General features: G+C 62.5%; 17 protein-coding genes. 5 read left to right on the plus strand and 12 right to left on the minus strand.

Features of this window, described 5'->3' with window-relative positions; all coding sequences use genetic code 11:
• The first annotated feature begins 70 nt into the window (after positions 1-70).
• On the plus strand, positions 71-2086 hold the full coding sequence (locus tag KUV39_RS07085; protein WP_222459351.1) for a M3 family metallopeptidase: 2016 nt from the start codon (positions 71-73) through the stop codon (positions 2084-2086).
• Positions 2087-2508: 422 nt separating this feature from the next.
• On the opposite strand, the gene KUV39_RS07090 is transcribed toward KUV39_RS07085, so the two are convergent.
• From KUV39_RS07090 to KUV39_RS07120, 7 genes are all read right to left on the minus strand, one after another.
• Positions 2509-3435, minus strand: coding sequence for a 2-hydroxyacid dehydrogenase (locus KUV39_RS07090; RefSeq protein ID WP_222459352.1), 927 nt, complete (start codon positions 3433-3435; stop codon positions 2509-2511).
• Positions 3432-3842 carry a VOC family protein gene (locus KUV39_RS07095; protein ID WP_222459353.1) on the minus strand — a complete coding sequence of 137 codons (411 nt, stop codon included), beginning with the start codon at positions 3840-3842 and terminating at the stop codon, positions 3432-3434. The genes KUV39_RS07090 and KUV39_RS07095 overlap by 4 nt, the downstream gene beginning before the upstream one ends.
• A gap of 130 nt (positions 3843-3972) precedes the next feature.
• Positions 3973-5112, minus strand: a complete 1140-nt coding sequence (gene rodA, locus KUV39_RS07100) for a rod shape-determining protein RodA (protein WP_008559217.1) — start codon at positions 5110-5112, stop codon at positions 3973-3975.
• Positions 5113-5181: 69 nt separating this feature from the next.
• On the minus strand, positions 5182-7128 hold the full coding sequence (gene mrdA, locus KUV39_RS07105) for a penicillin-binding protein 2 (protein ID WP_008559448.1): 1947 nt from the start codon (positions 7126-7128) through the stop codon (positions 5182-5184).
• On the minus strand, positions 7128-7664 hold the full coding sequence (locus KUV39_RS07110) for a hypothetical protein (RefSeq protein ID WP_008560433.1): 537 nt from the start codon (positions 7662-7664) through the stop codon (positions 7128-7130). Before KUV39_RS07110 ends, mrdA begins: the two co-directional genes overlap by 1 nt.
• A complete protein-coding gene (mreC, locus tag KUV39_RS07115) occupies positions 7657-8607 on the minus strand; it encodes a rod shape-determining protein MreC (protein ID WP_008561258.1) in 951 nt (316 codons plus the stop codon). Before mreC ends, KUV39_RS07110 begins: the two co-directional genes overlap by 8 nt.
• A 56-nt stretch (positions 8608-8663) precedes the next feature.
• A complete protein-coding gene (locus KUV39_RS07120) occupies positions 8664-9710 on the minus strand; it encodes a rod shape-determining protein (protein ID WP_008561252.1) in 1047 nt (348 codons plus the stop codon).
• A 292-nt stretch (positions 9711-10002) separates the two neighbouring features.
• Here KUV39_RS07120 and KUV39_RS07125 point away from each other — a divergent pair, with 292 nt between their 5' ends.
• The gene (locus tag KUV39_RS07125) at positions 10003-10803 is read left to right on the plus strand and encodes a 23S rRNA (adenine(2030)-N(6))-methyltransferase RlmJ (protein WP_050673028.1); all 801 of its coding nucleotides are present in this window, start codon (positions 10003-10005) and stop codon (positions 10801-10803) included.
• Positions 10804-10901: 98 nt separating this feature from the next.
• Here KUV39_RS07125 and KUV39_RS07130 read toward each other — a convergent pair whose 3' ends face one another.
• Together KUV39_RS07130 and KUV39_RS07135 are read right to left on the minus strand one after the other, a co-directional pair.
• Positions 10902-12473, minus strand: coding sequence for a 2-isopropylmalate synthase (locus KUV39_RS07130; RefSeq protein WP_046210823.1), 1572 nt, complete (start codon positions 12471-12473; stop codon positions 10902-10904).
• Between the two features lie 299 nt (positions 12474-12772).
• Complete coding sequence (locus tag KUV39_RS07135) at positions 12773-14284, minus strand: MORN repeat-containing protein (protein ID WP_222459354.1); 1512 nt, start codon at positions 14282-14284, stop codon at positions 12773-12775.
• A 171-nt stretch (positions 14285-14455) separates the two neighbouring features.
• On the opposite strand from KUV39_RS07135, the gene KUV39_RS07140 reads away from it, so the two are divergent.
• Positions 14456-16120, plus strand: a complete 1665-nt coding sequence (locus KUV39_RS07140) for an NAD+ synthase (RefSeq protein ID WP_222459355.1) — start codon at positions 14456-14458, stop codon at positions 16118-16120.
• 153 nt (positions 16121-16273) lie between these two features.
• Here the strand turns inward: KUV39_RS07140 and KUV39_RS07145 are convergent, their stop codons facing one another.
• Positions 16274-17206, minus strand: a complete 933-nt coding sequence (locus KUV39_RS07145; protein ID WP_222459356.1) for an MBL fold metallo-hydrolase — start codon at positions 17204-17206, stop codon at positions 16274-16276.
• Positions 17207-17423: 217 nt separating this feature from the next.
• Between KUV39_RS07145 and gltX the strand changes: the two genes are divergently transcribed.
• A complete protein-coding gene (gene gltX / locus KUV39_RS07150; RefSeq protein WP_222459357.1) occupies positions 17424-18749 on the plus strand; it encodes a glutamate--tRNA ligase in 1326 nt (441 codons plus the stop codon).
• 94 nt (positions 18750-18843) lie between these two features.
• On the opposite strand, the gene KUV39_RS07155 is transcribed toward gltX, so the two are convergent.
• Both KUV39_RS07155 and KUV39_RS07160 read right to left on the minus strand, forming a co-directional pair.
• Complete coding sequence (locus tag KUV39_RS07155) at positions 18844-20046, minus strand: DUF2254 domain-containing protein (protein WP_222459358.1); 1203 nt, start codon at positions 20044-20046, stop codon at positions 18844-18846.
• Entirely contained in the window at positions 20043-20690 is a 648-nt protein-coding gene (locus tag KUV39_RS07160) for a gamma-glutamylcyclotransferase family protein (protein WP_222459359.1), read from the minus strand. The genes KUV39_RS07155 and KUV39_RS07160 overlap by 4 nt, the downstream gene beginning before the upstream one ends.
• 166 nt (positions 20691-20856) lie before the next feature.
• On the opposite strand from KUV39_RS07160, the gene KUV39_RS07165 reads away from it, so the two are divergent.
• Positions 20857-21312, plus strand: a complete 456-nt coding sequence (locus KUV39_RS07165; protein WP_037302528.1) for an RrF2 family transcriptional regulator — start codon at positions 20857-20859, stop codon at positions 21310-21312.
• The last annotated feature ends 63 nt before the right edge of the window (positions 21313-21375 follow it).

The following is a 21375-nucleotide window of genomic DNA, read 5'->3' on the forward strand; positions in this document are numbered from 1 at the left end:
GGATAAATTTCCACGGTCCTCTGGACGGCGGGCAGGGGCGGACATAGCTTCCTCACAAAGGAGATTTGCCATGACCAATCCGCTGCTGTCCACCTGGGACACGCCATTTGAAATTGCCCCTTTCGACCAGATCAAGGACAGCGATTTTGCCCCCGCATTGGAGGAGGCACTAGCTGCCCATCAGGCGCAGATCGACGCGATTGCCACCTCGCAGGAGGCACCGACTTTTGCCAATGTGATCGAGGCGCTGGAAACCCCCTGCCGCGAGCTGGAGCAGGTTCTGTCGGTGTTTTACAGCGTGGCCGGGGCCGACAGTAACCCCGAGCGCGAGGCGTTGCAGCGGGCGTTTTCGCCCAAGCTGGCGGAACATTTTTCCGCGATCACCGCCAACAAGGCACTTTATTCCCGTGTCAAAGCCGTGTGGGACCAGCGCGATACGCTGGATCTGAGCGAGGAACAGGCGCGTGTTCTGATGCTGACCCATCGTGGATTTGTGCGCGGCGGTGCGGCGCTGGAAGGGGCAGATGACACCCGCATGCAGGAGATCAAATCCCGCCTTGCGACCCTTGGGACCGAGTTCACCCAGAACCTGCTGGCTGATGAACGCAGCTGGTATATGGAGCTGAGCGAGGAGGATCTGACCGGCCTGCCACAATTCGTTGTTGATGCCGCGCGTGCGGCGGGCAAGGACAAGGGGCTGGATGGCCCGGCGGTCACGTTGTCGCGCTCTCTCATCACGCCGTTTTTGCAGTTTTCCCCCCGCCGCGACCTGCGCAAGACTGCGTTCGAGGCCTGGGCCGCGCGCGGAGCCAATGGCGGCGACAGCGACAACCGCGAGATTGCCGCCGAGATCCTGAAGCTGCGCGAAGAGCGCGCGCAATTGCTCGGCTACAAGAATTTCGCGGCCTACAAGCTGGAAACAGAGATGGCCAAGACCCCGGCTGCGGTGCGCGATCTGCTGATGCAGGTCTGGGAGCCGGCCAAGGCGCAGGCCGAGGCGGATGCCTGGGTGCTGACCAAGATGATGCAGGACGATGGCATCAACGGCGAGCTGGAGCCCTGGGACTGGCGCTATTACGCGGAGAAACGGCGCAAGGCTGAGCATGATCTTGATGAGGCGGAGCTGAAGCCCTATTTCCAGCTGGATCGCATGATCGAGGCGTCGTTTGACTGTGCCACCCGTCTGTTCGGGCTGGAGTTTACGCCGCTTGATGTGCCGCTTTATCACGAGGATTGCCGCGCCTGGGAGGTGACCCGCAATGGCGATCATGTGGCGGTGTTTATCGGCGACTATTTCGCCCGCTCCTCCAAACGGTCGGGCGCGTGGTGTTCGGCCATGCGCAGCCAGGCCAAATTCCCTGATGTGCAGACGCCCATCGTGATCAATGTCTGCAACTTTGCCAAGGGCGATCCGGCGCTGCTGTCTTATGATGATGCGCGCACCCTGTTCCACGAGTTCGGCCATGCGCTGCACCAGATGCTGTCGAATGTGACCTACGAGAGCATCTCTGGCACATCGGTGGCGCGCGATTTCGTGGAGCTGCCCTCGCAGCTATATGAACACTGGCTGGATGTGCCGGAGGTTCTGGGCAAATTCGCCACCCACGCCGACACCGGCAAGCCGATGCCGGTGGAGATGCGCGACCGGGTTCTGGCGGCGTCGACCTTTGATATGGGGTTCCAGACGGTGGAATATGTGGCCTCTGCGCTGGTGGATCTGGCGTTTCACGACGGGCCCGCGCCGAAGGATCCGATGGCCAAACAGGCCGAGGTTCTGGCAGAGATCGGCATGCCGTCTGCCATCATCATGCGCCATGCCACGCCGCATTTTGCGCATGTGTTTTCGGGTGATGGCTATTCCTCGGGCTATTACAGCTACATGTGGTCAGAGGTGATGGATGCCGATGCTTTCGCCGCCTTTGAAGAGGCGGGCGGCGCCTTTGATCCCGAGCGCGCCACAGCGTTGGAGGCCAACATTCTGTCTACCGGTGGTTCGCGCGATCCGGCTGAGCTCTACACTGCGTTCCGCGGGCGTCTGCCCGGTGTCGACGCGCTGCTGAAGGGGCGCGGTTTGGCTGCGTCGTAGGCTGTGGCCGAACCAGAGTGATGGAAAGGGCAGGCGTGATGCGCCTGCCTTTTTTGTTGGGGCTGGTGCACGGGTTTGGCCCGATCCGGCGGGGCCGTTCGGGGAGGGTTGTCTGTTGGTTGTCTGTTGTGTGCATGTCTTTGCGATCTGCACGTGTGGGGGGTGTCCGCAGCGGGACAAGGCGATAAGTGGACGGCGCCGCCACGGGGGCGGAGGAGGACGGGCATCTGCCCGAGTGCTCAGGTCTTTGCACAGCCCCGGTGATCGGGGTCCGTTTCCTGGTCGGAGCCGGGGTGCCAAACCCGGATCCTGCAATCGCGATTGCCCCCACATTAGCGCAGCGATCTAAAGCAAAGCTGAGCAGGGCGAGCGGGGTGGTAACGACCTGTTAACCATCCCCGCTCGCGGTGGGCGGGCGCGGTTCAATAGCCGAGGCTACGGTCGACCAGATGCAACAGCGGCTCGCCTGCTTCGCCCCGGCGGATGTTTTCCGCGATGACGCGCGCGGCTGTAATGGCGCGGGTTTCGGCTGCGATATGGGGGGTGACGGTCACATTGGGATGGGCCCAGTAGGGGTGATCCAGCGGCAGTGGTTCCACCCGAAAGACATCAAGCGTTGCGTGACCCACCTGACCGCTGTCGAGCGCGGCGAGCAGGGCGTTGTCGTCAATCAAAGGACCACGTCCCGGATTGATGAGGCGCGCGCCCATAGGCAGCAGGGCAAGGGTTTCATCGTTCAGCGTGTTTTCCGTGGCCGGGGTATCCGGCAGCAGCAGAACCACGATTTCGGCCCCCGTCAGGGCCGTGCGTAGCCCGGCCTCACCGTGATGACAGGTGATGCCGTCGATGGATTTTTCGGATCGTGACCAGCCAGTTACCGGGAAGCCCAGTGTCGCCAGCATCTGGGCACAGGCCTGCCCCAGCGCACCAAGGCCCAGAACCGTGACCGGGCGTTCCTCTGCCAGGGGTGGGACTTTGGGCTCCCATCTGTCCTGGGTGTGGATCGTGTTGTCGATGTCGAGATGATAGCGCAGCACATGGCCCGTGACCCATTCCACCATGCCCGCAGTCAGGCCGGGATCCACCATCCGGCAGAGCGGCATTGTCAGGGTCTGGTTGCCGACGATTTTCTCGACCCCGGCCCAGAGGCTCAGCACCGCTTTGCAGCGGGTATAGGGCGTGAAATCCTGCAGGTCGGAGTTGGGGGCATAGACCACATAGTCGACATCTGCCGGGTCATGATCGGGCCGCAGATCGGCGTTTAGCCCAGCCTGTGCAAAGGCGGCACGCAAAGGCGCCTCTTGGGTGGCCCAGCGTTCGGGCCGGGCGGCGAATTGGACGTTGATCATGTGGCGAACACTCCGGCCATATCGGCAAAGCCTTTGACTTCGATCGGATTGCCTGCGGGATCATGGAAGAACATGGTGCTTTGCTCTCCCGGCTCGCCTGCAAAGCGGGTGGTGGGGGCGATGGTGAACTCGATGCCCGCAGCCTCTAGCCGGTCGGCCAGCGTGCGCCAGTCTGCCTGTGGCAGGATCACCCCCAGATGGGGCATCGGCACCATGTGCTCGCCCACTTTTCCGGTGTTGGCGGTTGCAAAAACCGGGCCAAGGTGAAGCGAGATCTGATGGCCGAAGAAGTTGAAATCCACCCATGTATCAGTGCTGCGCCCCTCCGCGCAGCCCAGAAGCCCGCCATAAAAATCGCGTGCCTTGTCGAGATCATCCACGTGATAGGCGAGGTGAAATATGCTCATCAATCTGCTCCCTGAACTCTGTTGTCCTAGGGATAGGGGGCAGGGCGCGATATGAATAGGCGTTTTGTCGTGCACGGCCTGAAAAAAGACCGTGCGCGCCTATGTTTGCCTTGGGTGGGGCGGTCTGACCCTAGCGCGGGCGGTGGATGTTTGCGCTTTGCACAAGGCCAAAGGCCCCCATCAGCACCAGCATCACGGACCCGCCGTAGGACACCATCGGCAAGGGGACGCCAACAACAGGGGCGAGCCCCATGACCATCGACATGTTCACGGCAAAGAACAGGAAGAAGGTGATCGCAATCCCCAATGTGACCAGCGAGGCAAAGCGGTCCTTGGTGGCGAGTGCGGTGGCGATGCAGAAGACGATCACCAGCAGATAGATGAACAACAGCGTGATGCCGCCAATAAAGCCGAACTCCTCGGCCAGGGTGGTAAAGATGAAGTCGGTGTGTTTTTCCGGGAGGAAGTTGAGGCGCGACTGGGTGCCCTGCATAAAGCCGCGCCCGGACCAGCCCCCAGAACCCAGGGCGATTTTGGATTGGGTGATATGATAGCCGGCCCCCAGCGGATCCTGCGAAGGGTCAAGAAAGGTGTCGATGCGGCGGAACTGGTAGTCTTTCAGCAGCTGCCATTCGGTGCCGCGGCTTTTGAAGACGGCGGCGACCAGCCCAACGGCGGCGCCAATGACGGCGGCGAAATAGGCCCAGTGCACACCGGCCAGAAACATGACACCGCCTCCCGCAGCCATCAGCAGGATGGAGGTGCCCAGATCAGGCTGGCGCAGGACCAGCAGCGTGGGCACGATGATGATAATGACCGGCAAGATAACCCACTGCAGGCGCGAGCATTTTTCGGCCGGCAGCCAGTCGTAATAGGCGGCAAGCAGCATCACCAGCGTGATCTTCATCAACTCGGAGGGTTGCAGACGCATAAACCCAAGGTCGATCCAGCGCTGCGCGCCCATGCCGACGGTGCCAAAGAACTCTACCGCCAAAAGCAGCACCATCGAGGCGAGATAGGCAAGCACCGAGATATTGCGCCAGAACCAGATCGGCACCATCGCCACAACCAGCATGACCGCAAGCCCGAGGATGAAGCGTTTGACCTGCGGCTCGACCCAGGGGCTGAAGCTGCCGCCCGCGACGGAATAGAGCATCAGAAAGCCAACCGCCGCAACGCTGGCCAACAGAAGGGTCAGCGGCCAGTTCAGATAGAGGATCTTGCGCAGGCCGGTGGGGACCGTCTGGGCATTGTTGGCAAGATAGCTCATCTTTGTGCTTTCGTTTGTGGCCTGATCAGAGCGTTCTCTGCGGGGCCGGTCTGGTGGTCGGTCTGTGGCTTATGCCTGTTCGCTGTCGTCGCCGCGGTCGCGTTTGAGGCGCTCGCGCTCCAGCCGTTCCTGCTGGGCCTGGATGCGGCTGCGGTCCTTGGTGGGATAGGCCTCTAGCGGGGGCGTGCCGCCATAGAGCGCCTGAAGCAGCACGTCGCGGGCGATGGGGGCTGCGGCCTTGGAGCCGCCGCCGCCGTGTTCGACCACGACGGCTGTGGCGTATTTCGGTTTGTCATAGGGCGCATAGGCCACGAACAGCGCATGGTCCCGGCGTTCCCAGGGCAGGTCTTCGTTGCGGATCACCCCGGCGGCGCGTTCTGCGGCGGTAATGTTGCGCACCTGGCTTGTGCCGCTTTTTCCCGCCATGCGCATGCCCTCGGCGATGATGCGCGATCCATAGCCCGTGCCACGTCGTTCGTTGCTGACGGAGTACATGCCCTTGCGCACGGTGCGCAGGTTGTTGGGGTTGATGTCCATCGCTTCGCCTGCGCCGCCGGGTTGTTCGACACCGTCGATGGATTTCACCAGCCGCGGCTCAACAGAGCGGCCGGTGGCAAGACGCGCGGTCATCACCGCAAGCTGCAATGGCGAGGCGAGCATATAGCCCTGACCGATCGAGGCGTTGACGGTATCCCCCACCAGCCAGTCCTGGCCGTAGGTTTCCGATTTCCACGCCCTGTTCGGGGCCAGCCCCTTGGCAACGGCAGACATGGGCAGATCGTGGCGCACGCCAAGGCCAAAGCGTTTCGCCATCGCCGAGATCTTGTCGATGCCCACCTTGATTGCGAGATCGTAGTAGTAGACGTCGCAGGAGCTTTTGAGCGAGGTGTTGAGGTCGACATGCCCGTGGCCTGCGCGTTTCCAGCAGTGAAAGCGACGGCCCGAGACCTCCATGTGGCCGGGACACCAGACGGTTTCTTCGGTGCCGATCAGCCCTTCCTCAAGTGCGGCGAGGGCTGTGATCATCTTGAAGGTTGAGCCGGGAGGATAGACCCCCTGCACCGTTTTATTGGCCAGAGGGCGATATTTGTCCTCTGTCAGCATCCGGTAGTCAGCAACCGAGATCCCGCGCACGAACAGGTTCGGGTCAAAACTGGGGGCCGAGGCAATGGCCTGCACATCGCCGCTTTCGCAATCGATCAGAACAGCGCTGGCGCTTTCGCTGCCGAGACGGGCCTGGGTGTAGCTTTGCAGCTCGGCGTCGATGGTCAGCTGCATGTCTGCGCCGGCTTCGCCCTCGCGGCGGTCCAGCTCGCGCATGACCCGACCGGTGGCGTTGACCTCGACCCGCTTTGCGCCCGCCTTGCCGCGCAGGCTGGTTTCGACCTTGGCCTCAAATCCGACCTTGCCGATCTGAAAGCGGGGAATGCGCAGGATGGGTTCGGGATCTGTCAGCTTGCTGAGATCATAATCCGACACCGGCCCGACATAGCCGACCACATGGGCGAAATCCTCGCGCTGGGGATAGACGCGGGTCAGGCCGACCTCTGGCGTGATGCCGGGCAGGGCGGGGGCGTTGACGGCGACCTTGGAGATATCGTCCCAGCTGATCTGGTCTGCCAGTGTGATCGGCAGAAAGGGCGGAGAACGGCGCATCTCTGTTTTGGCGCGTTCGATGTCTTCGGGATCAAGCGGCAGCAGGCGCGACAGCCGTTCGATCACCGCATCCACATCGCCCGCGTCTTCGGGCACGATGGTGATGCGGTAGGACTGAGAGTTCTGCGCCAGGATCATGCCGTTGCGGTCATAGATCTGGCCACGGGCCGGGGGGATCAGGCGAATGTTGATCCGGTTTTCCTCGGCCAGCAGGCGGAACTGATCGGCCTGATCGACCTGCAGGTGACGCATCCGCATGGCAAGACCACCGGCAAAGGCCAGTTGCAGCCCGCCGAGAAACAGCGCGCGGCGGCTCATCTTGCGGTGCGAGGCTTCGACGTCCTTGGTGTTGCGTTTCATCAGCGGCTTCCCAGAGCTTCTGCTTCGGCAGGCGAGAGTTTCTGAACGCCCAAGAGGCTTTCGCTGATCAGGACGATCAGCGGATAGACGGCCAATGTTGCCACCATCTGGATCAGAATCAAACCCAAGGATGGCTGTTCGACACTGAGCACGGCAAGGATCAGCCGGTTGCTGAGGGTGATGGCGACGATCACAATTCCGACACTGACCCATTCCCCGAGAAAGGCGGTTTCCCGGTGGGGGTGGACCTGCGATTTCAGGAAGCTCGCGCCGAGCACCACCAAGAGCGCAATCAGCCCCGGTGGGCGCTGAAACAGCAGATCGGCCATCAGGAATGTGAAGGCGATGCTGAGGGTCGGGACAAAATCGGGGCGACGCACGGCCCAGGCCATCACCAGCGCCATCATCACGTCGGGCGGCGCCCAGCGAGAGGGCAGGGTGGACAGCGGCAGAAGGTGCAGAAAGATCACCAGAAGCGAGAGGGCCGGAAAGGCGGCCCGCATGACCCAGATCCGCGCCGGGGAGGTGTTAGCCATCCTCGGTCTCCGCAGGCTCTGTCCCGTCGCCGGTGTCTGCCCCCAGTCCTTCGGGGCGCGGGCGGGGGATGGTGCCGGTGCCGGGCGCGGGCACGATCAACCCGCCGGGGTCGCGGATCACCTCAGAGCCGTGATGGCGCAGCACCCGCAAGAATTCCAGCCGTTCGTAATCGGCCGACAGGCGCACCCGCAGGCGGCCAAAGCGGTCTTGTGTCACCTGACCGATCAGCAGACCCGCCGGAAAGACCTGCCCATCGCCAGAGGTGACAACGCGGTCGCCGGGGCGCACCAGATCGGGGTTTTCAAGAAAGTCGATCACCGGGGCGGGGCTATTGTCGCCTGCGACCAGCGTGCTTTGGCCGGAGGGTTGGATCATCGCGGGCACGGCGCTGGAGGCGTCTGTCAGCAGGATCACGCGGGAGGTGTTCTGCCCGGTGCCCGAAATCCGCCCGACAAGGCCGATGCCGTCCATCGCGGCCCAGCCATCACGCACCCCATCGCGGGCGCCAACGTTGAGGATCACCGACTGGCGAAACGGCGAGCCGCTGTCGGCCATGACCACACCGGTCACATAGGTGAGACGCGGATCAAGGCGGACGTTGTTGAGATCAAGCAGGCGGGCGTTTTCCTGTTCCAGCTGCAGTGCGGCCTCTTTCCAGGCGCTCATCTGGCGCAATTCGCTGCGCAGCTCGCGGTTCTGTTCGGCAAGGCGCTGATAGCTCTGGAAGTCGCGGAACAGGTTGATTGCCCCTTCGACCGGGATCATGGCCCAGTCCATGCTGGGCACCACCGCGTCGATCACCTGCGCGCGGAACCGTTCGACGCGCGGGCTGTCGATCCGCCAGATCAGAAAGAGGGCGAGCAGGCACAGGCAGACAACCCCGGTCAGCAAACGACGCAGCGGGGCCGCATAATCATCGCGCTGGGACCGATCTTTGGCCAAGGGTTCCCTTCCAGGTCATGCAGAGCCCGCGCGAGGCGCGGTTCTGCGTGTGCCCATCAGCTGTCGTAGTCGATGGCGTGTGCCAGCTGTTTTTCGTATTCCAGCGCCTTGCCGGTGCCAAGGGCCACGCAGTTCAGGCTCTCATCCGCGATCGACACGGCCAGGCCGGTCTGTTCGCGCAGCGCCAGATCCAGATCACCCAGCAGTGCGCCACCACCGGTCAGCATCACGCCGCGGTCAACGATGTCAGCGGCCAGATCCGGCGGCGTGGTTTCCAGCGCGGTCATCACCGCTTCGCAGATCTGCTGCACCGGTTCTGCCAGCGCTTCGGCCACCTGGGCCTGCGAGATTTCGATTTCCTTCGGCACGCCATTCAGAAGGTCACGGCCGCGGATCTGCATCGACTGGCCGCGGCCGTCGTCGGGCATGCGGGCGGTGCCGATCGAGGTTTTGATGCGCTCTGCCGTTGCTTCACCCACCAGAAGGTTCTGCTGGCGGCGCAGGTAGGAAATGATCGCCTCATCCATGCGGTCGCCACCAACGCGGACGGAGCGGGCGTAAACGATGTCACCCAGCGACAGAACCGCGACTTCGGTCGTCCCGCCGCCGATGTCGACAACCATGTTGCCGGTCGGGTCGGTGATGGGCATGCCTGCGCCGATGGCGGCGGCAATCGGTTCTGCGATCAGACCGGCGCGACGGGCACCAGCCGAGAGCACGGACTGACGGATCGCGCGTTTTTCCACGGGGGTGGCACCGTGGGGGACGCAGACGATGATCTTGGGCTTGGAAAAGGTGGAGCGTTTGTGGACCTTGCGGATGAAGTGTTTGATCATCTCTTCGGCGGTGTCGAAGTCAGCGATCACACCTTCGCGCATCGGGCGGATGGCCTCGATCGAGCCGGGGGTCCGGCCCAGCATCAGCTTGGCGTCTTCGCCAACCGCCAGAACCTTTTTGACGCCGTCTTTCACGTGATAGGCCACCACGGAGGGCTCTGACAGGATGACACCGCGACCCTTGACGTAAACCAGCGTGTTCGCCGTGCCGAGGTCAATTGCCATATCAGACGTGAACAACCCGCCAAGACTTCCGAAGATCGACATATAGTAGGACCCTGTAAATACTGCCACCAATCCCGCGACTCTGATGAGAGCGGGCTTTTGTTCTTATAAGCAGGGGTTGCACGTCGCGAAAGGGCGGATTCGGGACAAATGGCACCTTTCCGCCGCTTGCAAGGGGGCCTGTGGAGGGCATTGATGGGTGTGCCCCATCATCGGGCTGTTGCGGAACATGGTGGTGGGGGCGATGTTCGCGGAGAAGCGGAGGCAGGCGCGTGTGTGCTTCACGTTGCGTCAGGGACTTTCGCGGTGGCGGTTTTGGCGTTAGAGGGCAGGGATGCTGTCATATCAACATATCTATCACGCCGGAAATCTGGCGGACGTTCAGAAACACGCGCTGTTGGCGCGGATGCTGGCCTATCTCACCCAAAAGGATAAACCGCTCAGCTATCTAGAGACCCACGCGGGGCGCGGGCTCTATCAGCTGGACGCGGCGGAGGCGGTCAAGACGGGAGAGGCCGAGGCAGGCATCAGCCGCCTACTGAATGACGCTTTGCTGGCGCAGGATCATCCGTTGGCAGAGGCGATTGCCAAGACCCGGGCCGCCCACGGGGCAGCCGCCTATCCCGGCTCGCCGATGATTGCCGCGCATCTTTTGCGCGAGGGCGACAGTCTCAACTTTGCCGAGCTGCACCCGCAGGAAAACGCGGCGCTGCGCCAGGCGATGCGGCCTCATGCCAAAGGCGGGCGCGTCAGGGTGCATCAGCAGGACGGATTTGAGCTGGCGTTGTCATTGGCGCCACCGACACCGCGGCGCGGCATGCTGTTGATTGACCCGAGTTACGAGATCAAGCGTGACTATGCCCAGATCCCCGGCCATATCGCCAAGCTGCACCGCAAATGGAATGTTGGCGTGATTGCCCTGTGGTACCCGATCCTGACCGATGGGGCGCATAAGCCGATGCTGAACGCGCTGGAGGCGCAGGACCTGCCGGGCGTGTTGCGTCACGAAGTCCGCTTTCCCCCGGCGCGAGAGGGGCACCGGATGGTGGGCTCTGGCATGTTCATCGTGAACGCACCCTACGGCACCGAGGATGAGGCACAGCGGCTGACCAAGCTGTTCAGTCAACTGGGCTGATCGGGACCGACCCAGCGACGCTAGGGAGACGACACGGAAAAGGCCACCCGATGGGTGGCCTTTGTTGTTGGGATATGCGTTTCAGATCAAAAGGTTGATCAGGTGATGTCCTTGTAGGAGATCTCGCGCGTGTCCGCGCCTTCGCCCATTTTGCTGCGGCGCACGATCAGGCGGTTGAGGGCGCTGATATAGGCCGCGGCAGAGGCGACAACCGTGTCGGTGTTCGCGCTTTCGCCCGTGGCGATCACGCCGTCTTCTTCCAGACGGACAGACACCGTGGCCTGCGCGTCGGTGCCTTCGGTCACGGCGTGCACCTGATAGAGCTGCAGATGCGCGGCGTTCGGGTGGATCTTGCGGATCGCCTTGAAGGTTGCATCAACCGGGCCGTCGCCTTCTGCGGTCTCGGTCACGTCCTTGCCGTCGACTTCCATTTCGATGGTGGATTCCGCCGGTCCGCCGGTGCCGCAGACCACTTTCATCGAAACCAGCTTGAGATGATCGTCGTCATCCCCGCCGGTGCGCATCAGCGCGATGATGTCGTCGTCAAAGACCTCTTTCTTGCGGTCAGCCAGCTCCTTGAAGCGGACAAAGAGATCCTTCAGCTGATTGTCGCCCACCTCAAAGCCGAGCTGGCTCAGCTTGTCGCGCAGGGCAGCGCGGCCGGAGTGTTTGCCCAAGGGCAGGGAGGTGCCGGCGATGCCCACATCTTCGGGGCGCATGATTTCAAAGGTTTCTTTGTTCTTCAGCATGCCATCCTGATGGATGCCGCTTTCATGGGCAAAGGCGTTCTTGCCCACGATGGCCTTGTTCGGCTGCACCACGAAACCGGACACGGTCGAGACGCGGCGCGAGATGTGCATGATTTTCTTGGTGTCGATGCCAGTGTGGAATGGCATGATGTCATTGCGCACCTTCAGCGCCATGACGACCTCTTCCAGCGCGGTATTGCCCGCGCGTTCGCCCAGACCGTTGATGGTGCATTCGATCTGACGCGCGCCACCGGCCACAGCGGCCAGCGCGTTGGCGGTCGCCATGCCGAGGTCATTGTGGCAATGGGTGGCAAAGATCACGTCATCGGCACCCGGAACGGTTTCGATCAGGCGCTTGATCAGATCGGCGCTTTCGACCGGGGCGGTGTAGCCCACGGTATCGGGGATGTTGATGGTGGTCGCGCCTGCCTTGATGGCGATCTCGATCACCCGGCAGAGATAGTCCCATTCGGTGCGTGTCGCATCCATCGGAGACCACTGCACGTTGTCCACCAGGTTGCGGGCGTGGGTGACCGTTTCGTGGATCTTTTCTGCCATCTCATCCATGGTGAGATTGGGGATGGCGCGATGCAGGGGCGAGGTGCCGATAAAGGTGTGGATGCGCGGCTGAGCGGATTTGCGCACCGCTTCGGCGCAGCGGTCGATATCCTTGAAGTTGGCGCGCGCCAGACCACAGATCACGGAGTTCTTGGAGCGTTCGGCAATCTCGCTTACCGCTTTGAAGTCACCTTCGGAGGCGATGGGAAAGCCCGCCTCGATGATGTCGACGCCCATGTCGTCCAGCAGCTCTGCGATTTCGAGCTTTTCGTCATGGGTCATGGTTGCGCCGGGGCTCTGCTCGCCATCGCGCAAGGTGGTGTCGAAGATCAAGACGCGATCTTTGTCAGCTGCAGTCGTCATGTCGGTATCTTTCTTGTCTGTCCTAAAAACCAATCCTGATGGCGCGCATGCCTTCCCCTCTGAGCGGGCGCGCCGGATGGCACGCTCAGAGGCGGATTAGGATCAGTAGGGCGCGCAGATCTGCACCGCGAAACGCGGTGGCGGAGCGAAGGATATCTGCACGCATGGTCATGACGCAGAGTTATACAGAGCAGGATGCGAATGGAAAGACAGAATTTCACGCAAAACGCGCAACATGTCACAAGGGTGGGGCAGGCGCCACGCAATGACCACGCCTGCCTGCCACGATCCGGCTTGGATCAGTTGCCGTCGCTGGCGGTTGCGGGGGCGGGGTCGGTTGCGGGTGTATCGGCGCTCTCGGCCTCGCTGGTGCTATCCTGTGATGCGGGTGCCGTGCTGTCCTGGATCTTGAGCGCGCCGTTTTCCCAGGTGCCTTCGGCCTCCTGACCGCTGGCATAGCGCATCACGCCGGGGCCCTGGCGTTTGGAGTTCAGGAAACTGCCCTCGTAGACATCGCCATTGGCATAGGTGGCCACGCCCTGACCGCTGATCTTGCCCTCTTTCCAGTCCCCTTCATAAGAGAAGCCGTCCGCCATCACGATCTTGCCGGTGCCGTGCCGCTGGCTGTTGGCAAAGCTGCCGGTGTAGACGGAGCCGTCGGGGTAGGTCACAACGGCCTCGCCGTGGCGTTCGCCGTCTTTCCAGCCACCTTCGTAGCGATACCCGTCAGGGTAGGTCATAACGCCCTGGCCTTCGTTCTTGGCGTTCTTGAATTCGCCTGTGTAGACCAGACCGTTGGGATAGGTTGTGGTGCCGGTGCCTTCGATCACGCCAGCGACCCAGTCCCCTTCATAGGTAGAGCCATCCGGGTAGGTGATCTTGCCCACACCATCGGCAAGATCGTCGCGGAACTGGCCTTCGTAGACAGAGCCATCAGGGTAAGTGACCTTGCCCTGACCCTCGATCTGGCCTGCCAGCCATTCACCTGTGTAGACATAGCCATCCGTCTTGGTGAAAGTGCCTTCGCCGTGACGCAGGTCATCTTCGAAGTTGCCGATATAGACATCGCCATTGGCGTGGATCTGCTTGCCTTCACCCTGACGGCGCCCTGCGACCAGCGGGCCTTCGTAGATGTCACCATTGGGCTGGGTCAGCTTGCCGGTGCCGTTCATCTGGTTCTGGGCCCATTCGCCTTCGTAGATCAGACCGTCCGGCATGGTTAGCGTGCCGGTGCCTTGCAGCTGGCCATCGCTGACCTCGCCCTCGTAGGTGGCCCCATCGGGGTAGGTGATTTTGGCGGTGCCGTTCTTGCGCCCGTCAACCCAGTCGCCGTCATAGATATAGCCGCCGGGGTTCTGCATCACGCCCTTGCCGTGGTGTTTGGCGTCGCGAAAGCCCCCTTCGTAGCGGGCGCCATTGGCATAGACCGCAACGCCCTGGCCGCTGATTACACCGTCTGACCATTCACCTTCGTAGGTGCCGCCATCGGCAAAGGTGATCTTGCCTGCGCCTTCGGGTTTGCCCTTGGCGAATTCACCTTCGTAGACAGACCCATTGGGGAAGCGGGCAACGCCGCGGCCGCGGACCTCTCCGTCGACCCATTCGCCGCTGTACTGATAGCCATTGGGCAGGGTGTAGGTGCCGGTGCCGTGCTGCAGGCCGCCCCGGAATGTGCCCTCGTAGATACCGCCGATCTCGTCCTGGGTGGTGAGGATCTTGCCCTCGTCCTGGGCGCGGGCGGGCAGGGTCGGAGCAAAGACGCCGAGCGCAAGCGCAGAGGTCAGGAGTGCGGAGGGGAAAAGACGGGTCATGAATTCTCTGCTTGCCATGGAGGGAGCCGGTTTGGTGGTCTTATTATGGGGTTTGTCTGGAAACTATGCCACAGCCGCTGCTGCCGCAATGTCTTTTGGCGCTGTGGTCTTTCCCTCGCGGCGCTATCTGTTTATGGGCATTGGGCAGGATTATCGAAGGACGCAAGCAGGATGGCCGATCGTTTCCGCGTGACACTGGCGCAGCTCAATCCCACTGTCGGGGATCTCGCAGGCAATGCAGACAAGGCCCGCGCGGCCTGGGCCGCAGGCAAGGAGGCGGGTGCTGATCTGGTTGCTTTGCCGGAGATGTTCATCACCGGTTACAACACCCAGGACCTGATCCAGAAGCCCATTTTCCACCAAAGCGCCATCGCCGAGGTTGAGCGGTTGGCCGCCGATTGCGCCGATGGACCGGCGCTGGCGATCGGCAGCCCCTGGGTTCGGGATGGCAATCTCTACAACGCTTATCTGATCCTGCAGGGCGGCAAGATCAGCGCGCAGGTGCTGAAACACCATCTGCCCAATGCGACCGTTTTTGACGAGGTGCGCCTGTTCCAATCCGGTCCGCTTGGTGGGCCCTATGCCGTCGGAGGCGTGCGCATCGGCAGCCCGATCTGTGAAGATGGCTGGTACGAGGATGTGGCCGAGACCCTGGCGGAAACAGGGGCAGAGTTCCTGCTGATCCCGAACGGCTCGCCCTATTATCGCAACAAGATGGAGGTGCGGCAGAACCTGATGGTGGCGCGCACCGTCGAAACCGGTCTGCCGGTGATCTACCTCAATATGGTGGGCGGTCAGGACGATCAGGTGTTTGACGGGGGGTCTTTTGTATTGAACCCCGGTGGCGCGCTGGCGCTGCAGATGCCGGTCTTTGACGAGGCGATCCAGCACCTTGATCTGGAGCGAACTCCCGACGGGTGGCGTGCGGTTGAGGGAGAAAAAGCCAGCCTGCCCGACGCATGGGAGCAGGACTATCAGGTGATGACCTATGCGCTGCGGGACTACATGCGCAAAACCGGTTTCAAGAAGGTGCTGTTGGGGCTTTCGGGCGGTGTCGATTCCGCGCTGGTGGCGGCGATTGCCGTGGACGCGCTTGGGGCCGAGGATGTCCGTTGTGTGATGCTGCCGTCTGAATATACCTCGCAGGGCTCGCTTGATGATGCCGAGGCGGTCGCGAAGGCGCTGGGCGTGCATTACGACTATGTGCCGATTTCAGAGGGGCGCGCGGCCATCACCAACACGCTGGCCCCGCTGTTTGCCGGTCTGGAAGAGGGGCTGACGGAAGAGAACATCCAGTCCCGCCTGCGCGGCCTGCTGTTGATGGCAATGTCGAACAAATTTGGCGAGATGCTGCTGACCACCGGCAATAAATCCGAGGTCGCGGTGGGCTATGCCACGATCTATGGCGACATGAACGGCGGCTATAACCCGATCAAGGATCTCTACAAGACCCGCGTCTTTGAGACCTGCCGCTGGCGCAATGCCAACCACCGACCATGGATGATGGGCCCGGAGGGGGAAGTGATCCGCCCCAGCGTCATCGACAAGCCACCCTCCGCCGAGCTGCGGGAGGATCAGAAGGACAGCGACAGCCTGCCGGATTATCCTGAACTGGACGCGCTTTTGGAGATGCTGGTGGATCAGGAGGCTTCGATTGCCGATTGTGTTGCGGCGGGTTTCGATCGTGAGGTCGCCAAACGCGTGGAGCATCTGATTTACATCAGTGAATACAAACGCTTCCAGTCGGCGCCGGGGGCACGGCTGACACCGCGGGCGTTCTGGCTGGATCGTCGCTATCCGATCGCCAATCGCTGGCGCGACCCCAGCGGCACCTGACGGTCCGCTGAAGGGTCTGCAGGGCGGGCCGAAACAGACCATGATGAAAAGGCGCGGACCCGATTGGCCGCGCCTTTTTGTGTTCAGGTTGGTGGTCAGGTCAGGCGTCTGGCGCTGCAAGCGTCGCAGCTGCCTTGCCCGTCTTTTGGCGCGCTAGCCCATCATCTGATAGCTGACCGGCACAAAGCGGAACCCTTCCCCCCGGGTTTCGACAAAACCGGCAGCAGGGAAAGGCATGTGATAGCCAATCATCGGGATCCGGTCGCCTGCCAGCATCTCCATCACCTTGCGGCGGGAGGCCGTGGCCGCCGCCTTGTCCATGTCAAAGCGCACTTCCCATTCCGGGTGGGCAAAGGACCAGACGTAGTGGTTTGCCAGATCCGCAGTCAGCACCAGCTGCTGGCCGCCACTGTCGAGCATATAGGTCATGTGGCCGGGCGTATGACCAAAGGCGGCCATGGCAGTGATGCCGGAGGCCACGGAACCACCGTCTTCGATGAAGGACATTTTCTCTGCCATCGGCGTGACCTTTTGCGCGACCAGATCACCAACGCGATTGCCGGCCTCCATCTTGGACCAGAAATCATATTCGGCGCTCGCGGTGACGTAGCGGGCATTGGCAAAGGTTGCGGCGCCCTCTGTTGTCATCCCGCCGATGTGATCGGGGTGCATATGGGTCAGAACCACCACGTCGATCTCTTCGGGGCTGACGCCAGCCTCGGCCAGCGCCTTCTGGATGCCCCCCTGGCCGAGACCTGTGTCAAACAACACCTTTTCAGAGCCGGTATCCACCAGCGTCGGGGTGAAATAGAACTGGGCCATGTCGGCGGGGATGAAGTTCTCCGCCGAGACCTTGGCAAATTCCTCGTCTGTTGCGCCACCGCCAAAGATTTCCTTGGCTCCATCGCGCGGCAAGCTGCCATCCAGCAATGTGGTGACAGTGAAGTCGCCCAGCTTGAAGCTGCGGCTGTGGACAGCGGGTGCCTTGGCGGCGTGTCCATCCGCAAGCACCGGGGTCACGGTGGCGGCAAGGGGCATGGCGGCAGCTCCGCTGAGCGCAGCGCGACGGGTGATCTTCAGGGACATGGCGGGATCCTCACTGTTGCTGTTTCGGTCTTTGGTCTTGGGAAAGAGTTAGGTCGCGTGCGAGGATTTCAAACCACCCGCGCAGGCCCGTCACGCCAACGTGAGATCGCAACGCGGCGCCAATCGCCACAGACAGGCGGGCAGAGCCGTCGATCTGCGGGGAAAACTGGACAAAACGCCGCCCGTGTGACATGGGCAGGGCAACAGGAGACATCTGATGACCACCACCCGTTTTGCCCCGTCGCCAACCGGCTATATCCACGTTGGCAACCTGCGCACCGCGCTGATGAACTATCTGATCGCCCGCAAGGCTGGCGGCACCTTCATCCTGCGCATCGACGACACCGACCCGGAGCGGTCCAAGGAAGAATACGTCGATGCCATCAAAGAGGATCTGGAGTGGCTGGGCCTGACCTGGGACAAGGTCGAGCGCCAGTCCGAGCGTCTGGACCGCTACGTCGCCGCCGCCGACCGCCTGCGCGAAATCGGCCGGTTCTACGAGGCGTTTGAGACCCCGACCGAATTGGACCTGAAGCGCAAGAAGCAGCTGAACATGGGTAAGCCGCCGGTCTATGACCGCGCCGCGCTGAACCTGTCCGATGATGAGAAAGCGGCCCTCCGCGCCGAGCGCGGCGATGGTGTTTGGCGTTTCAAGCTGGACCATCAGCGCATTGAATGGACCGATGGCATCCTGGGCGATATCTCCATCGACGCGGCTTCGGTCTCTGATCCGGTGCTGATCCGCGGTGACGGCCAGTTCCTTTACACACTGGCCTCGGTTGTGGACGACACTGAAATGGGCGTCACCCATGTGGTGCGCGGCTCTGACCACGTGACCAACACAGCGACCCAGATCCAGATCATCGAAGCACTGGGCGGCTCTGTGCCCTCCTTTGCGCACCACTCGCTGCTGACCGGCCCGCAGGGCGAGGCGCTGTCCAAGCGTCTGGGCACCCTGGCGCTGCGCGACCTGCGCGAGGCGGGCGTGCAGCCGATGGCGCTGCTGAGCCTGATGGCGCGTCTTGGCTCCTCTGATCCGGTGGAGCTGCGTTCGGAACTGGCTGAGCTGGTTGACGGCTTTGACATCAACCGCTTTGGCGCGGCACCGACCAAGTTTGATGTGCAGGATCTTTACCCGCTGACCGCGCGCCACCTGCAGTCGCTGCCGCTGGAGTCCGTGCAGGCCCATGTGGACGCGCTGGGGGTTCCGGCAGAGAAACAGGCCGCCTTCTGGGATATGGCCAAGGAAAACATCACCACGCTCAAGGATCTTGCGGGCTGGTGGGATCTGTGCCGCGACGGCGCCGAGCCGCTGGTGGCGGATGAGGACAAGGACTTTATCGCAGAGGCGATGGCGCTCTTGCCCGAAGGCCCCTACGACAGCGACAGCTGGGGCAAGTGGACCGCTGCCGTCAAGGACGCGACGGGCCGCAAGGGCAAGGGCCTGTTCATGCCGCTGCGCAAAGCCGTGACCGGTATGGAACGCGGCCCCGACATGTCTGCCCTGCTGGCGCTGATGGAAACCGTTCGCGCCCGCGGCTGACAACAGCCCGGCCCAGAAGCCTGACCCAAATCACCAAAAGGCGGCGCCCGCAAAGCGCCGCCTTTTTTGTTGGCAGGCCTAGTTGGCTAGTCGGCTAGTCGGTTTGTGTGGGAAACAGATGATCGGCCAGTGATTGCGCCGCTTTGGCCATGTCGCTGTTGGGATGATCGGACAGCGCGGTCAGCCCCTTTTGCATCCAATCCATCACCGACGGGTCATCCTTGCCGCAATGGGCGATGGGGGGAAAGGCGCAGTCGAGCAGGTAACGCGCGGTGACCGGCGGCATTTCGACATGGGGAAAGGACACATCCTCGCGGGCGTCGGGGATGTCGTTGGGGGTGCTCTCCCACAGAAGGCGTTCGAGGCGGCCCATCACCTCCATCGCGGTGCCGGGGTCGTTGATCCCGGGGGAGAGGGCGCGTTGGGCGGTTTCGGCCAGCAGCGTCAGACCAAAGGAGGGATCCTGATCGAAACTGCGCACATCGCCGATTTCAATATGCCCGCTTGCCGTGTCGGCCAGATCCTCGTCCGCCGTGAACAGCCAGGCCACGGGTTGGCCGCGCAGCACGAACTCGCCGGGGCTGCGGGCGATGCGGACGCGGGTGTCGCCCTCTTTGGCCAGGGTGTTGAGGGCCGTCATGTCGATAAAGCGGACAAAGCCGCTTTCGGCGGCGGGGATGGCGATGCTGTCTGCGGGGCGGGCATCGCTGTTGTCGTCTGTGATGGCGCATCCCCCCAGGCAGGGCCGTTCGGCGCGCTGGCGCAGGCTGGTGCGGCTGCGGGTTTCGATCAGGCGCAGGGTGTGGTCCATGCTGCCGAGCCCGGAGAGATGGTCGATCCAGCGCAGGATCGAGCCGACAATCAGCGCGACAATCACCACGGTGGTGGCAAACACCACCACGGCGGCGTCCTCGGTGTAAAAGCCCGATCGGAACAGGATCACCGCGCTGAGGCTGAAGACAAAGCCGCCGACAAATGTGGCCAGCACGCTTTGGGTGATCGTATCCTCCAGCAGCAGGCGATAGACCCTTGGTGTGGCCGTGGCCGCAGCGGTGCGATAGGCCGACACCATGATATTGAGTGAAAAGGTGGTGACGGCCAGCATGCCCGAGGCGAGAATGGTCAGAACCGGCAGCGCCGCCTCCCGGCCAAACCGATCACCAAGATCTTCGGGAATGAACCCGGTTAGCCAGGGCGCCACGGCCAGCGCCAGAAGCGAGCAGGCCGACAGAAGGACAACCCGAAACCACAGCTGCCGGGTGATGCGGCGCACATATAAAAGGGTGCGGGAAATCACGCTGCGCTGCCCGGATGTGAGGCGCCTGCGCCTGCGCCTGCGCCTGCGGTTGGGGCGGTGTCGATCACGCTGTCGACCACATTTTCGACCACGGTGGCGTTCACATCAGCAAGGATCCGATCGACCAGCGCGGTTTCCTGTGGGCTCAGCGCTTGATGCCGGGGATATTGCGGGGCCGCGCGATCATTCAGGATCGGTGCGTCCCAGCCGTCGGTTGTGGTGACAAAATCCGCCACCCCCTCGCGGCCAAAGACCTGATGATAGCCCTGAACCACGACATCCAGATAACTGAGCAGAATGGGGTGCCGGTGGCTCGCGGCCTGCTGGCTGTGGGCGGGGACCGCGTAGACTGCGATGTCTGTCTGGGTGGGCAGATCATGGTCTACCGCGCCCTGGGCGGGCAGTCGGTCATAGGCAAATTCACGTTCGTCCAGTGCAGCCCAATCCGCGCCCGGCACCTCGGCAATCAGACCGTCGATGGCGCTGTGTTCACAGGGCACCGCGCTCAGGAAGGCGACCGGGCGCAGGTCGGTGTGCACCCAGGCCCGCCGCCAGCCCCGCAACCGCGCGGGCCGGGCCTGGCGGTAGTCATGGGTGCGCGTGTTGACGAGGCTGCCATAGCCAAAGAAGTAGGGGGCAGGCATTGCGGTCTCCTGTGAAATCCGGGTCAGGGTGGCGACGTTCCTCTAACAGATAGGGCGACTTAGCACTGTTGTCGCCCCTGCAATGCGGTCTTTTGATGCATGTCAAAGAGCCCTTTGCCCCCACATGCAAAGGTGTGCGCCATGGGACGCATCGGAAGGGGCACACATGCGTATTACGAAACGGACAAATATCGCTGTGAGGCTCTTGATGTATTGCGCGGCCAACTCGGACCGGCTGGTCACGAAGTCGGAGATCGCGGAGCGGTGCAATATCTCTGAAAACCATCTGGCGCAGGTGATCAATCAGCTTGCCCAGCTTGGCTATCTGCGCACCCAACGCGGGCGCAACGGTGGGATGAGTTTGGGCAGACCGGCTGGCAAGATCGGGATTGGCGATGTGTTTCGCGACGTCGAGGGGACGGTTCCGATGGTGGAGTGTTTTGCCGATGCCGACAACACCTGCCCGCTGGTCTCGGCCTGTCGGCTGCGGGTTGCCCTCGCGGATGCGGCGCAGGCCTTTTATCGCTCTTTGGACGGGATCACGCTAGAGGCGCTTGTCTGTGACAATGACGAGCTGTTTGCCTTGTTTCAGGCCGCCCCCTGTCCGCAATACGGCCGCTGACAGTCTTGCCATCTGGCAAGGGGGGCCTGTTGGTGATGCCGTTGGCTGTTCCCCAACCGGGGT

Origin of the sequence: Phaeobacter italicus (genome assembly GCF_019801785.1) — a bacterium.
In the GTDB taxonomy this organism is placed as follows: domain Bacteria; phylum Pseudomonadota; class Alphaproteobacteria; order Rhodobacterales; family Rhodobacteraceae; genus Phaeobacter; species Phaeobacter italicus.